Raw genomic sequence first — 12,862 nt, forward strand, 5'->3', positions numbered from 1 at the left:
ACCCATCCGCTTCGCAATGGCACAATCAACAACCACCTCTACTTCTGAGTGACTCGAAGAATCGAGGACGCTTCAGAGTCGGGTTACTCACCGTAACACTCGACAATCCTTGGCCGGATGGAGCGAAGCGCATTCCGTGGCTCTGTGCGCGCGAACGATGCAACGCACTTGCTGATGTCATGCACCAACAGCCTCGGATTGCGCTTTGCTCCATCCGGGCTACAGCCTCAGGGCATCCCAAGCTCCCGCATCATGGTGCCGCAGTGCAACTCGGAAAGTCCTTGAGATAATCTGCGAGCGAAGCCATCCCCACGCTCGTGCGCAGCGCGTCCACATCACCGCTGCCATCAAGCGGCTGCGCCACACGCTTTCCGTCGACGCACGTCACCTGCGTGCCGTAACGCTGCATGCCGGTCAACTTAAGCATCACCCGGTCATGTAGGAAAGCATACTGACGGGGCAGGACACGACCCTCGTAACTCCGCTGCAGGGCCTGCAGCGCGTCGTACTGCAGCTCAGGGCGATGGTCGCCGTGCTGCACGAGCGCCCACAGTTGCTGCTGCATGTCCTCGCTGATCCTCGGCGGCGCAGGCCAACCTCCGTAGCGGGCAATCTGCTCCTGGGCGTACAGGATATTGCTGTCGTCCAGCAAGCGCAGGTCCGCCTCGAGCGCAAATGCATATAAGGCAAACGTGGGAGTGCCGATCGCTTCCTCACCATGACCCGGTAGCGAATCAAAGGCGTATCTCAACACTTGATCCTGTGCGAATCGACGCCCCAGCTCCTTGGCTTCCTTGGTGGCGGAATCCACATCGTCACGGACTTTGTGAACGGCATCGACCGAGGTTGCGACTTGCCGATACGTAGCCACATAGGGCTGCGCCTGCCGCGCGGCAGTAGCAAACGCGTCCAATGAAGCAGCATCAGCTGCCGTGGCCTCGGCGCTGACTACCAGCGCGCATCGATGGTTGCCATAGCATCCGCGCGGCAGCGCCGACGCATCCACGCCACGGTCCGCAAACGCTTCTCGCAGACGTTGTGTCTCCGCCTCGCTTGCCGGACCTCGCGCCCACGCGAGCAGCGAATCCCATCGCGCACGCTCGGCCGCGTCGGCGGAGAACCGAGGAGCAACCCACTGCAGCGATGCAAGATCAACCACCGCATCCGACGGGACCTGCTCCAGCAGCACGGGCGCAGCGGCGGTAGCGCTGACCGGCAAACTGCTGCCGGTCAGCATCACGACCACACCCATGCGAAACAATAACGACGCTCCATCATTCATGTCACAAACCGTAAGCGAGGGCGTACTGCGTCAGGCATCCTCATCGTCAATGATGTTGCTTAAGCTTGCCTCCGCGGCCGCAAGGCGGGTCCGCGATGTGGTGCCACCAGAGACGGAATTGAGCTCTGCATCGGTCAGTTCGCGTGCCAGGTTACGGCTCAGCAGGCGGAAAGACCCGGTCGTACCATGCTGCTTCGATTCTTGCTTGGACATCGGGAGGACGTCCTTGGGTTGAGCGCCATCCACGAAAACCGGAGCCAGACTGCTTTATCACCCCCATCGGAACGGCGTCAAGTGATTTGGTGGCATAAATAGATCCCCATGCGCGTGAGCCCGCGAAAGGCAAGGCACGAACATTAGGGACGGAGGTAATTAAGCGGCGGCCCTGACCGCCAGCATGACCTGCAGCAAGGCGCAGCATCAGCGGCAGTGCGCTCAACGGCATCGGTGCACAAGGCGGCCTGAGCGGCCGTACCCGCCAGACCGCAGCAACTGTTGGCAGCCTTGTGGTGAACGGTCGTGCCAGCGGTAGCGCCGGCAGCATCCGCGTTGCGACAGGCACCAGCGGCAGCACCGGCACGCAAGTCGGCGCCAATACGCAGGACGCCACGCTCGCCACATCAAGCGGCATCGTCAAGATGTCGGTCGCACGGATGATCTCCGATGACAGCGGCCTGGTGCGTAGCACCGTCGAGTCAGACGAATGTTCAGACCACCGCTGCCGGTACCGGTGTCACCGCAGGTGCGAACGAAACCCGCACACGTGTTCGACCCCGCCACCATCCCCTTCGCCAACATCGTTGGCGGCGGCCAGACCTCGCTGACGCAGATCGATCTGCCCATCGGCGGGTTGTATCGCTTGTCCAATGGCAACGCCACCGATCGCACTGCCATGGGGCGCGCGGTAGTCGGTCTTGGCGGCATCAACGCTTGGCGCAGCAATGGGCCGGGCCGTCGTTACCTGATCGAGACCGACCCGCGCTTCGTCAATTACGACAACTTCATCAGCAGCTGTCGACTCCCCGCAATTCAGTACCACATGAAATTTAGAGGTCCGCGGTTGATGTTGACCACGAAACTCGGCGGGCGTTAGTCCGCCTATGCTGTCGTGCGGTATCTGTTCGTTTTAGTCGGGTAGCCAATGCTCGGTCTGCTCGCTCAACTCGTTCGGTGTGCGGAAGATGTGCATGTCCAGTATGCCGTGCCGGTAGCCTCCGTTGAAACTCTCGAACGCAGCATTTGCACCGTCTGGACAGCCGTTATGGCAGCTTAGCGGCTTCTGCGAGTGCGGCATCAGCGCCTCGTTTTTCACTCTGGGATATGCCGTGATGATGTCGAAGAAAGGGCAGTGGTTCGGGCTGATCGGGTGGCTGGCACTGTGTTACGCCGTGGCCGGGCTTGGGGCGATGGCGTCCATCCAGGCGGCCACCTTCTATGCGGGACTGGCGCGGCCGGCGTGGGCGCCGCCCGGTTGGTTGTTCGGTCCGGTTTGGACGGCGTTGTACGGGATGATGGCGGTGGCGGCCTGGCTGGTGTGGCGACGCGGGGGATGGCGTGCGTGCCAGGGAGCGCTTGGTCTATTTGTTCTGCAGTTGGGCTTGAACGGGCTGTGGAGCTGGTTGTTCTTTGCGTGGCATCAGGGGGCGTGGGCATTCGCGGACATCGTGGCGCTGTGGCTGTCATTGGCCTGCACGATTGCCGCCTTCGGCAAGCGGCAACGGTTGGCCGGGTGGCTGTTGGTGCCGTACCTGTTATGGGTCAGCTTTGCAGCAGCATTGAATTACGCGGTGTGGCAGCTCAATCCTGGCGTGCTGTGAGCAAGCAAGCTCAAGGCGCTTTGGCCGAGTTCCAGGCGGGATGGGCTAAGCGCACGAACACAGCTGCGCGCGAAGATTTGCTTGCGGCGACGCCCTCGCCGCGAGTACGTGGGCTGCGCAAGCAACGGCCTTGCCACTGCCTAAAAAGTTTCTATAGCAATCAATCGCTTGCCGAAGGTTTGCTTAAAGCACTGTCCAGCAAGGTTTTCTGATCAAGCGATCATCGCGGCGCAAGCGCGCATTCACGCAATGCTTGACAGGCCTCGGCCCGGTGATGTCTTTTGCGTACATGCCTAACGCCTGCGCCACCGCTTCGCTTATCTGTCAGCCGCTGCTGCGGCCGGGTGCGGGCGTGGCCGGCATTACCACCACCATTACCACCGTCACCATTCGCCCGGTGCGGCCCGTCGTCTTCGCGTAACTTCCGAAAACAACGGCCCCGCACCCGGATCAGGATGCGGGGGCTTTCCTCCCTCATCTGATGCGGACGGGGCCTCCCTAACGAGGTCTGTCGATGTCATCGCCTGTTGTTTCGCTCGAACCCGCTGCTGTTGCCGCCTCTTCCGCACGCACCGTTGTGCACAAATTCGGCGGCACGTCGGTGGCCGATGCCGAGCGCTATCGGCATGTTGCGCGCCTGTTGCTGGCGCGAGAGGAGACCGTGCAGGTCACCGTGGTTTCGGCGATGAAAGGTGTCACCGATGCCTTGATCGAGCTGGCCGAGCTGGCTTCGCAGGACCGCCCGGAGTGGCGCGAGCGCTGGCATGACACGCGCGCGCGCCATCGCGGTGCGGCGGTGGCCTTGCTCGGCGAACATTCGGGTCCCACGGTGGAATGGCTGGACGAACGCTTCGAGCATCTGGCGCAGATCCTGGGTGCCTTGGCGGTGATCGGCGAGTTGCCGCGCGAGGTGCTCGACCGCGTGCAGGGCCTGGGGGAGGTGTATTCGGCGCAGCTGCTGGGCGATCACTTCCGCGCCATCGGCGAAGACTGCGCGGTACTGGATGCGCGCGATGTGCTGGTGGTCAACCGTGGTGAGCTCGGCGTGGATGTGGACTGGGATGTCAGCGCGCAGCGGCTTGCGACCTGGCGCCAGGCGCATCCGCAGGCGCGGGTCGTGGTGACCGGATTTGTGGCGCGCGACCGCGCCGACCGGATCACCACGCTGGGGCGCAACGGCAGCGATTATTCCGGCGCGATCTTCGCGGCCTTGTTCGATGCCGAGGAGCTGCATATCTGGACCGACGTGGATGGCGTGCTGTCGGCCGATCCGCGCGTGGTGCCGGAGGCGGTGCAGCTAGAAACGTTGAGCTACGACGAGGCCTGCGAGCTGGCTTATTTCGGTGCGAAGGTGGTGCACCCGCAGACCATGTCGCCGGCGATCGAGCGCGGCCTGCCGATCATCATCCGCAACACCTTCCAGCCGGAACATCCGGGCACGCGCATCACCGCCAGCAGCGCGGTGAGCGGGCCGATCAAGGGGTTGACGCTCAGTCCCGACCTGGCGGTGCTGAATCTGGAAGGCACCGGCTTGATCGGCGTGCCAGGCACTGCCGAGCGCGTGTTCGCGGCGCTGCGGACGGCGCAGGTGTCGGTAGTGATGATCTCGCAGGGCTCGTCCGAGCATTCGATCTGCTGCGTGGTCAAACAGCACGAATCCGAGCGTGCACGCAATGCGTTGTTGCAGGCGTTTGCGCACGAACTCACCGTTGGACAAGTGCAGCGTGTGCAGTTGACCACCGGCATCAGTGTGCTGGCGGCAGTAGGCGATGGCATGGCCGGCCAGCCGGGTGTGGCGGCGCGCTTGTTCGAATCGCTGGGGCGCGCACAGGTCAATATTCTGGCCATCGCGCAGGGTTCGTCGGAGCGCAATATCTCGGTGGCCATCGATGCGGCGCATGCGACCAAGGCTTTGCGCGCGGCGCATGCCGGCTTCTGGCTGTCGCCGCAGACGTTCTCGGTGGGCGTGATCGGGCCGGGTAATGTGGGCGCGGCGTTGCTGGATCAGCTGCGCAGCGCGCAACCGCAATTGCTGGGCAAGGCGAATCTGGATCTACGTCTGCGTGCAGTGGTCTCGCGCGGACGCATGCTGCTGGAAGAACGCGGCCTGGTCGGCGATTGGCGCGATGCGTTTGCATCCGCCGCCACCAAGACCGATCTGGAGCGGTTCACCACGCATCTGCTGTCTGCGCATCTGCCGCATACGGTGATCATCGATTGCAGCGGCAGTGCCGAAGTGGCCGACCGCTATGCGGGTTGGCTGGCGGCCGGTATCCACGTGGTGACGCCGAACAAGCAAGCCGGCTCCGGCCCATTGGCGCGCTACGAGGCGATCCGTGCGGCAGCCGATGCCAGCGGTGCGCGCTTCCGTTACGAGGCCACCGTGGGTGCAGGCCTGCCGGTGATCACCACGCTGCGCGATCTGGTCGATACCGGCGATGCGGTGACCTCGATCGAAGGCATCTTCTCCGGCACGCTGGCGTGGCTGTTCAACAAATACGACGGCAGCGTGGCGTTCTCCGAACTGGTCACCCAGGCGCGGGGCATGGGCTATACCGAGCCGGACCCGCGCGACGATCTGTCGGGCGTGGATGTGGCCCGCAAACTGGTGATTTTGGCGCGCGAAGCGGGGCGTGCGATCAGCCTGGAGGACGTCAACGTGGAAAGCCTGGTGCCCGAAACCTTGCGCCAGGCCAGTGTGGATGACTTCATGGCGCATCTGCAGGACGTGGACGCGGGATTCGCGCAACGGCTGGCCGATGCGCGCGCACGCGGCAATGTGTTGCGCTATGTCGCGCAGCTGCCGCCCGATCGTGCGCCCAGCGTGGGCCTGGTGGAATTGCCGGCCGATCATGCGTTCGCCAATCTGCGCCTGACCGACAACGTGGTGCAGTTCACCACGCGGCGTTACTGCGAAAACCCGCTGGTGGTGCAGGGCCCGGGCGCCGGGCCGGAAGTCACCGCGGCCGGTGTCTTTGCCGATCTGCTGCGCGTTGCAGCAGGCGAGGGGGCGCGGTTGTGAATCAGGTGGTGATCGCTCAATCCGCAGTCGCGCATGCGCAAGCAAGCGGTGTGTCGTTCGGCATGGGCGCTCTGCACGAAGCGCGCGCCTTCGCTCCGGCATCGGTTGCCAATGTTGCCGTGGGCTTCGACCTGTTGGGGTATCCGGTCGATGGCGTGGGCGATACGGTGACGGTGCGTCGCATCGATACGCCGGTGGTACGCATCGCCGCCATTCGCGGCACTACCGTCGCGTTGCCGCTGGATGCCGAGCGCAATACCGCCGGCGCCGCCTTGATGTCACTGCGCGCTGCATTGAAGCTGCTTTACGGCTTTGAAGTGGAGATCGACAAGGGCATTGCGCTGAGCTCGGGGATGGGCGGCTCGGCAGCCTCGTGCGTGGCCGCGTTGGTGGCGGCAAACGCACTGCTGGACACGCCGTTGAGCACGACGCAGTTGTATCAGCATGCGCTCGATGGCGAAGCCGTCGCCAGCGGTAGCCGGCATGGCGACAATCTAGGGCCGCTGTTTTTAGGGGGCTTGGTGTTGTGCACGCTGGAGCGGCTGGTGCCGATCGCGGTGCCAGCCGCGTGGCATAGCCTATTGGTGCACCCGGACGCCGTGCTGGAAACCCGTCGTGCGCGCGAGGCTCTGGCCGGCGATTATCAATTGCGCGAGTTTGTCGCGCAGAGCACCAATCTTGCGTTGGTGCTGGCGGGTTGCCATGCCGGCGATGCCGGGTTGGTGCGTGCCGGCTTGCGCGATGTGCTGGTCGAGCCACGCCGTGCGCCATTGATCACCGGCTTTGCCCCTGCCAAGCAGGCTGCGCTGGAGCATGACGCGATGGGCGCGAGCATTTCCGGTGCCGGCCCCAGCGTGTTTGCCTGGTTCGAAACGCGCGCCGCCGCGCAAGCCGCGGCGCCTGCGGTGCAGGCTGCCTTCGCCGCTGCCGGGTTCGATAGTCAGTGCTGGGTATCGCCGATCGCCAGCCCGGCTGCACGGCTGATCGAATGAGCCGGCATCTGCATGTCCCGGCTCGGAAGGATGCAGCGTGCGGCGTGTGGAGCACGCAACACGCTGCAAGCAGCTCATTCCACCACGACCTCGCTGATCTGCATCACCGGGCTGAGGTCGGTGTAGTTGGCGATGTCGCCCAGGATCTCCGTCGCGTGCGGGCCGAAGCTGCCGTTGAAGGCTTCCACCGAGTCGCAAAAGATATGGCACATGCCGATGAAGGCCGGCGTGCTGCCGGGCTCGCCGCCACTGAGTCCCTTGTCCACCGTGTAACGCAGGCAGGCCGCACCCATGCGCGCGGCCACCAGCGGCATGTGCTGGTCACGGTAATAGGTGTGGTCGAAACGGGCGCCTTCGCGGTAGGGGTACATCACACTGACCTTGATCATCTGCCGACTCCACGGAAAGGTGCGCGCAGCATAGCGCCGTGCCGGCGCGCGCAGGCGACCATTCGGCGGAACGCAGCAACCGCGCCAGCCATGCCCATTGCCTCGATCATTTCATTGCCGGGTCACGCCCGGTCCTGTTCTTGCCTGGAGTCACGCTGATGTTCATCTCCACCCGTGGCGGCGCACCCGCCGCAAGCCTGAGCCAGGCGATTGCCGCCGGCCTGGCCCCCGATGGCGGGCTGTATGTGCCGCAGACCTTGCCGCCGGCGCGCACGCTGGCCGCCGGTGTCGACCTGGCCGCGACAGCCACCACCTTGCTGCAGCCGTTTTTCGAAGGCGATGCGTTGGCGCCCGAGTTGCCCGCCATCTGCGCCGAGGCGTTCGATTTCCCGGCGCCGCTGGTGGCGCTGGCCACGCCCGGCGACTACGCGCTGGAGCTGTTTCATGGCCCGACCGCTGCATTCAAGGATTTCGGTGCGCGCTTCCTGGCTGCCTGCCTGACCCGTCTGCGCCGTGCTGAAGACCGCCCGCTCACCATCCTGGTGGCCACGTCCGGCGATACCGGCGCTGCGGTGGCGGCGGCATTCCATCGCCAGCCGGGCTTGCGCGTGGTGGTGCTGTATCCGGACGGGCGGGTGTCGCCGCGTCAGGCGCATCAGCTGGGCTGTTTTGGCGACAACATCCAGGCATTGCGGGTGGCCGGCTCGTTCGACGATTGCCAGGCGATGGTCAAGCAGGCCTTGAGCGACACAGCGCTGCAGACGCAGGTGCCGCTGAGCTCTGCCAACAGCATCAGCCTGGGCCGCTTGCTGCCGCAGATGAGCTACTACGCGCATGCCGCCCTGCAGCACCAGGCGACGGCGGGCAGTATGCTGAATCTGGTGGTGCCCACCGGCAATCTAGGCAACGGGCTGGCCGCGATCCTGGCGCGCGCGCTCGGGGTGCCGTTGGGCACGATCGCGCTGGCCTCCAATGCCAACCACGTGTTGCCGGATTACTTTGCCGGCGACGACTACGCCCCGCAGCCCAGCGTGGCGACCCTGGCCAATGCGATGGACGTGGGTGCACCAAGCAATTTCGAGCGGCTGCGCTGGTTGTACCAAGGTGACGATGCGGCGTTGCGCGAGGCTTTCCGCGCCCTGTCGGTAGACGATGCGGCCATCAGCCACACCATCCAGCAGCGCTATGCGCGCTACGGCGAAGTGCATTGCCCGCACACCGCCACCGCAGTGCATGTGCTGGAGCAACTGCGTGCCGAAGGTGCCGAGGGCGTCACCGGCGACTGGGCCGTGGCCGCCACCGCGCATCCGGCCAAGTTCGAAGGGGTGGTGGAGCCTTTGATCGGCCGCGCGGTCGATGTTCCGCCGGCATTGGCGGCGCTGCTGCAACGTCCCGCACATGCCGAAGCGCTGGCGCCGGAGTACGCAGCGTTCCGGCAGCGCCTGCTTGCGGATGCGGCCTGAGCCAAACGCGTTCAGCCAGCCGGGGTTGGAAAGTGCCGCGCATGGGGCTATCTCTATCGAGGTGCGGCCCCGGCGTGGCGCCGCGTTCGATGTGGGTTGCTGCATGTCTTATCGAGTGATTGTCGTTGCCGCCGCGTTGTGCGGATGGGCAGCGGCGGGTGCGGCCGTGGCGGCCGATACCATGGCTGCGTCCCCGGTGTCGCCGTTGGGCGCGCCGCGTGCGGGGCTGATCGATGCCTTGGCGCGTCAGGCGCCGTCGCTGGATCGCCAGGTTCTGGCGCTGGCCACCGAAGCGTTGCAATGCGCGCGTCAACGCCAGCAGGTGGGCGATGAGCGTGTGCTCAGCGTCATCGATTACAGCCGGCCGTCGACCGAACGCCGGCTGTGGGTGTTCGATCTGGCGCGGCAGCGATTGTTGTTCCAGGAATGGGTGGCGCACGGGCGCAATACCGGCGAGAACCTGGCCGCGAAGTTCTCCAACGCCGACGGCAGCTTCCAGTCCAGCCTGGGGGCGTTTACCGCGCAGGAGTCCTACACCGGCCACAACGGTTATTCGTTACGGCTCAAAGGGCTGGAGCCGGGCTTCAACGATCACGCGCGCGACCGCGCCATCGTGATCCACGGTGCGCCCTACGTCAGCGAGGCCATCATCCGCAGCCAGGGGCGGCTGGGCCGCAGCCTCGGCTGCCCGGCAGTGCGACCGGCAGTGGCCAGGCAACTGATCGACACCTTGCGCGAGGGCGCGTTCGTGTTCGCCTATTACCCCGACCGCGCCTGGTTGCGGCAGTCGCAACTCCTCAGCAGCGGCTGCGGTGCATCGGTGGCGAGTGCGGGTGGGCGTTGAAGCGTCGTGCGCTGCGTGCTGATTCGAGAACGCAGTTGAGAACACAGCCGGCGTGAGTTGAGCGCATCTGCGCTGTCGCATTGCGTGCGGCCATCCGGCCAGCACACAGCTGTCTTCGTCACCGCCGCGAGCACTGGCGCCGCGTCTTCGCTAACGCGCAGTGGCGCGACCATGCAATCAAACCAATTGTTCAACCACCATCGACCAGATAGCGCTCAGACCGTGTCTCCGGCCAGGCTGCGCAGGGCGGCGTAGTCCAGGATCTGCACCAGCTGCAGTTGCGGCAGCGCGATCAGCTGCTGCTGCCTGAGTTTGGTGAAGGTGCGGCTCACCGTTTCAATGGTCAGCCCGAGATGGTCGGCGATGTCGCCGCGGCTCATCGGCAGCGCCACGGTGTCGCCGCTTGCACCGGGCTGGGTGGAGCGGGCGGCCAGGCGCAGCAGAAAGTGCGCCAACCGTTCGCTGGGCTGCAGCCGCGCCAACAGCAGGCCGGTGTCCTGCGCGGCGGCCAGTTCCATGCTGGCGCGTTGCAGCAGCTTGCGCTCCAGATGCGGATAGCGATCGCGCAACTGGCGCATCTGCGCCATCGGCGTACGACACACGCGGCTGTCGATCATGGCTTCGATGTCGTGGCGGTGCTGCGCGGTTTCGGTCAGCCCCACATAGTCGCCGGGCAGCACGAAACCGGTGATCTGGCGGCGTCCATCGGCCAGCGTGCGAACCAGGCGCAAGGCACCGGAGGTGACGGTGTAGACGTGCTGGCGCGCATCGCCGGCACGCACCAAGGTACTGCCGGGTGCATAGCTGGACGCTGTGGTTGCCTCATCGAGTGCGTCCATTTCCTGCGGCGACAACGCCGCGCAGATCGCACGGCCGCGGACCGCGCATAGCGCGCAATCGGAGCTGCGCGCGTCTCTGCCGGATGCCGCGCTAGGCGCCGGGCAGGTCACGCTGGGGTCTGAAAGCTGCCGATACATGGGTCACGCACTGCCTGGGACGCAGATCGATGATACGCCATGCGCTCAGCGCGGCCGCCCAGCCGGTAGAATTGCCGGCTCGCCCCAGTCGTTCTGCAGGAGTTTCGCTCGTGATCAAGCCCCGTACGCCGCCCGGCATCATGGAATTGCTGCCACGCGAGCAGATCGCGTTCCAGCGCATGCTGGACGTCATCCGCCGCAACTACGAGCGGTTCGGGTTCCTGCCGGTCGAGACCCCGGTGTTCGAGCTTTCCGATGTGCTGTTGACCAAATCCGGCGGCGAAACCGAGCGTCAGGTCTACTTCGTGCAGTCCACCGGCGCGCTGGCCAATGCGGCTGCCGCAGCCGACGACGGTGCCGAAAACGGCGGCTTGCCGGAGCTGGCGCTGCGCTTCGACCTCACCGTGCCGCTGGCGCGCTATGTCGCCGAGCACGAGCACGATCTCAGCTTCCCGTTCCGTCGTTATCAGATGCAGCGCGTGTACCGCGGCGAGCGTGCGCAGCGCGGGCGTTTCCGCGAGTTTTACCAGTGCGATATCGATGTGATCGGCAAGGATGCGCTGAGCATCCGCTACGACGCCGAAGTGCTGGCGGTGATCCACGCGGTGTTTGCCGAGCTGGGCATCGGCGATTTCAAGGTGCAGTTGAACAACCGCAAGTTGCTGCGTGGGTTCTTCGAAAGTCTGGGTGTGGCCGAAGGCGAGTTGCAGCTGGCTGTGTTGCGCGAGGTCGACAAAATCGACAAGCGCGGCGCCGATTATGTGCGCGACACGCTGGTGGGCGAGGGCTTCGGCATTGCTGCCGAGCAGGTCGCCAAGATCCTGGCCTTCGTGGCGGTGCGCTCAAGCGGCCATGCCGATGCGCTGGCGCAGTTGCAGGCGCTGGAAGCCTCGGTCGGCGCGAGTGCGACGCTGGGTGAGGGCATTGCCGAATTGCGCGAGGTGCTGGAGCTGGTCAAGGCGCTGGGCGTGCCGGAAAGCGCGTACTGCCTGAATTTCTCGATCGCGCGCGGGCTGGATTACTACACCGGCACCGTCTACGAAACCACGCTCACCGACCACCCGCAGATCGGCTCGATCTGCTCGGGCGGCCGCTACGAAAGCCTGGCCAGTCACTACACCAAGTCCAAGCTGCCCGGCGTTGGCATCTCGATCGGCCTGACCCGCCTGTTCTGGCAGCTGCGCGAGGCCGGCCTGATCCAGGGCATCGCCGAAAGCAGCGTGCAGGCCATGGTGGCGCTGATGGACGAAACCCGCCTGGACGACGCGCTGGATATCGCGCGCCGCCTGCGCATTGGCGGCATCAACACCGAAGTGCAGATGGAGCCGAAGAAGGTCGGCAAGCAATTCCAGTACGCCGCCCGCGCCGGCATCCGCTTTGTGGTGCTGGCCGGCGACGACGAACTCGCGCGCGGCGTAGTGGCGGTCAAGGACCTGGTCCGCGAGCAGCAGTTCGATGTGGCGCGCGAAGAGTTGGCGAGCACGCTGCAGGTGGAGCTGGAGCAGGCCAAGGCAATGTTGGTGGCCGGGGGCGACAAGGCCGGTTGAGCGGATGGTTCGGCCGATGCGTTTGGCTAGGCCCAACCGATTGATCGCTGCGAAGACGAACCCACTGATGCCAGGCATCAGTGGGTTTTTCATTGCCTGCATGTAGCTGATTCGGATTTCGGTCTGAACAGTTCGCGTCCCAGGCCTTGTCGCTAGCGCACGATTTGCGTTAATGTACTAACACGCTATTACATTAACGCAATGAAACAACGACCCGCTCCCCGCGAAACCACCGACGTCGCCGCCTCCCTCAAGATGCTGGCCGATGCACTGGCATGCCTGACCGATCCCGGTTCGGTCGAGGCATTTCTGCGCGATCTGTGCACGCCCGCCGAGCTGGAGGCCATGGCCGACCGCTGGCGGGTGGTGCCGCTGCTGATCAAGGGCGTGCCGTACCGCGAAATCCACGAGCTGACCCAGGTCAGCGTCACCACCATCGGGCGCGTTGCGCGCACCCTGGATCATGGCGCCGGCGGCTATGCCGAGGCCTTGCGCGAGCAGTCGTCGCGCCCTGTCGATTCCCACTGAG

11 protein-coding genes and 2 pseudogenes are annotated in these 12,862 nt (G+C 65.1%); 8 read left to right on the plus strand and 5 right to left on the minus strand.

The features are described 5' to 3' along the window. Positions 1–250: 250 nt before the first annotated feature. Together ABQU90_RS16195 and ABQU90_RS16200 are read right to left on the minus strand one after the other, a co-directional pair. Positions 251–1,282 (minus strand): DUF6624 domain-containing protein, encoded by a 1,032-nt coding sequence (locus ABQU90_RS16195; RefSeq protein ID WP_153066232.1) that lies wholly within the window; start codon positions 1,280–1,282, stop codon positions 251–253. 30 nt (positions 1,283–1,312) lie between these two features. Next, complete coding sequence (locus tag ABQU90_RS16200) at positions 1,313–1,495, minus strand: bacteriocin (RefSeq protein ID WP_115527660.1); 183 nt, start codon at positions 1,493–1,495, stop codon at positions 1,313–1,315. Positions 1,496–1,695: 200 nt separating this feature from the next. On the opposite strand from ABQU90_RS16200, the pseudogene ABQU90_RS16205 reads away from it, so the two are divergent. Then, a pseudogene (locus tag ABQU90_RS16205) lies at positions 1,696–2,294 on the plus strand (hypothetical protein); the annotation flags it as partial. Between the two features lie 30 nt (positions 2,295–2,324). On the opposite strand, the pseudogene ABQU90_RS16210 reads toward ABQU90_RS16205, so the two are convergent. Beyond that, positions 2,325–2,522 (minus strand): annotated as a pseudogene (locus ABQU90_RS16210) (integrase core domain-containing protein); the annotation flags it as partial. A gap of 91 nt (positions 2,523–2,613) precedes the next feature. Between ABQU90_RS16210 and ABQU90_RS16215 the strand changes: the two are divergent. From ABQU90_RS16215 to ABQU90_RS16225, 3 genes are all read left to right on the plus strand, one after another. After that, positions 2,614–3,099 (plus strand): TspO/MBR family protein, encoded by a 486-nt coding sequence (locus tag ABQU90_RS16215; protein ID WP_323523076.1) that lies wholly within the window; start codon positions 2,614–2,616, stop codon positions 3,097–3,099. A 514-nt stretch (positions 3,100–3,613) separates the two neighbouring features. After that, positions 3,614–6,121, plus strand: coding sequence for a bifunctional aspartate kinase/homoserine dehydrogenase I (gene thrA, locus ABQU90_RS16220; RefSeq protein ID WP_323523074.1), 2,508 nt, complete (start codon positions 3,614–3,616; stop codon positions 6,119–6,121). Beyond that, positions 6,118–7,113, plus strand: a complete 996-nt coding sequence (locus ABQU90_RS16225; RefSeq protein ID WP_407078785.1) for a homoserine kinase — start codon at positions 6,118–6,120, stop codon at positions 7,111–7,113. Before thrA ends, ABQU90_RS16225 begins: the two co-directional genes overlap by 4 nt. A 74-nt stretch (positions 7,114–7,187) precedes the next feature. On the opposite strand, the gene ABQU90_RS16230 is transcribed toward ABQU90_RS16225, so the two are convergent. Then, complete coding sequence (locus tag ABQU90_RS16230) at positions 7,188–7,502, minus strand: EthD family reductase (protein ID WP_055846374.1); 315 nt, start codon at positions 7,500–7,502, stop codon at positions 7,188–7,190. Between the two features lie 158 nt (positions 7,503–7,660). On the opposite strand from ABQU90_RS16230, the gene thrC reads away from it, so the two are divergent. Beyond that, positions 7,661–8,965 (plus strand): threonine synthase, encoded by a 1,305-nt coding sequence (gene thrC / locus ABQU90_RS16235; protein WP_323523073.1) that lies wholly within the window; start codon positions 7,661–7,663, stop codon positions 8,963–8,965. Between the two features lie 103 nt (positions 8,966–9,068). Next, positions 9,069–9,809, plus strand: coding sequence for a murein L,D-transpeptidase catalytic domain family protein (locus ABQU90_RS16240; protein WP_323519092.1), 741 nt, complete (start codon positions 9,069–9,071; stop codon positions 9,807–9,809). Positions 9,810–10,024: 215 nt separating this feature from the next. On the opposite strand, the gene ABQU90_RS16245 is transcribed toward ABQU90_RS16240, so the two are convergent. Continuing rightward, on the minus strand, positions 10,025–10,648 hold the full coding sequence (locus ABQU90_RS16245; RefSeq protein ID WP_323523072.1) for a Crp/Fnr family transcriptional regulator: 624 nt from the start codon (positions 10,646–10,648) through the stop codon (positions 10,025–10,027). A gap of 248 nt (positions 10,649–10,896) precedes the next feature. Between ABQU90_RS16245 and hisS the strand changes: the two genes are divergently transcribed. Both hisS and ABQU90_RS16255 read left to right on the plus strand, forming a co-directional pair. Continuing rightward, on the plus strand, positions 10,897–12,333 hold the full coding sequence (hisS, locus tag ABQU90_RS16250) for a histidine--tRNA ligase (RefSeq protein ID WP_115558953.1): 1,437 nt from the start codon (positions 10,897–10,899) through the stop codon (positions 12,331–12,333). A 201-nt stretch (positions 12,334–12,534) separates the two neighbouring features. After that, positions 12,535–12,861, plus strand: a complete 327-nt coding sequence (locus ABQU90_RS16255; RefSeq protein ID WP_323523071.1) for a YerC/YecD family TrpR-related protein — start codon at positions 12,535–12,537, stop codon at positions 12,859–12,861. Position 12,862 lies beyond the last annotated feature (1 nt).

The organism is Xanthomonas sp. WHRI 10207 (genome assembly GCF_040202975.1).
GTDB lineage: Bacteria > Pseudomonadota > Gammaproteobacteria > Xanthomonadales > Xanthomonadaceae > Xanthomonas.

What these genes read in the sequence shown, in the direction of transcription:
- ABQU90_RS16195 (WP_153066232.1), bottom strand. Translation starts at nt 1,282, where the DNA reads ATGAATGATGGAGCGTCGTTATTGTTTCGCATGGGTGTGGTCGTGATG.
- ABQU90_RS16200 (WP_115527660.1), bottom strand. Translation starts at nt 1,495, where the DNA reads ATGTCCAAGCAAGAATCGAAGCAGCATGGTACGACCGGGTCTTTCCGC.
- ABQU90_RS16215 (WP_323523076.1), top strand. Translation starts at nt 2,614, where the DNA reads ATGTCGAAGAAAGGGCAGTGGTTCGGGCTGATCGGGTGGCTGGCACTG.
- thrA (WP_323523074.1), top strand. Translation starts at nt 3,614, where the DNA reads ATGTCATCGCCTGTTGTTTCGCTCGAACCCGCTGCTGTTGCCGCCTCT.
- ABQU90_RS16230 (WP_055846374.1), bottom strand. Translation starts at nt 7,502, where the DNA reads ATGATCAAGGTCAGTGTGATGTACCCCTACCGCGAAGGCGCCCGTTTC.
- thrC (WP_323523073.1), top strand. Translation starts at nt 7,661, where the DNA reads ATGTTCATCTCCACCCGTGGCGGCGCACCCGCCGCAAGCCTGAGCCAG.
- ABQU90_RS16240 (WP_323519092.1), top strand. Translation starts at nt 9,069, where the DNA reads ATGTCTTATCGAGTGATTGTCGTTGCCGCCGCGTTGTGCGGATGGGCA.
- ABQU90_RS16245 (WP_323523072.1), bottom strand. Translation starts at nt 10,648, where the DNA reads ATGGACGCACTCGATGAGGCAACCACAGCGTCCAGCTATGCACCCGGC.
- ABQU90_RS16255 (WP_323523071.1), top strand. Translation starts at nt 12,535, where the DNA reads ATGAAACAACGACCCGCTCCCCGCGAAACCACCGACGTCGCCGCCTCC.